A 330-nucleotide genomic window follows, 5' to 3' on the forward strand; every position below is an offset into this window, starting at 1 on the left:
CAAGTGGCTGGCAAATCGAGCCTGCTGCATCTGCTGGAAGCGCAAAGCGAAGGAGGCAAACCATGACTGAGCCGACAGACGACGAGCTGGAAGCGCTTGCCGTCGAGCACGAAGCCTTTGGGTTCGGATTGGCTGACAAGCGGGGGTTAAGCACCCACGGATTTGATCCAGATGGCCTGCGTTCCTTCGCCCGCGCAGTCTTAGCCAAGTGGTGCACGCCTGTAGTAGCGAAGTGGGCACCGGAGGAAATCGCGGGCGGTGAACGGGGCATTCGCTGGGTGACAAACGAAGGCATCCACGGGCGTCCAACAGACCACGATGTACGCGAGT

Annotated in this window: 1 protein-coding gene; it reads left to right on the forward strand. The window is 60.3% G+C overall.

The features are described 5' to 3' along the window. Positions 1–62: 62 nt before the first annotated feature. On the forward strand, positions 63–330 hold a 268-nt coding region (locus tag ACODSU_RS25335; protein ID WP_488845731.1), incomplete at its 3' end, for a hypothetical protein.

Source organism: Acidovorax sp. FG48 (assembly GCF_057809085.1).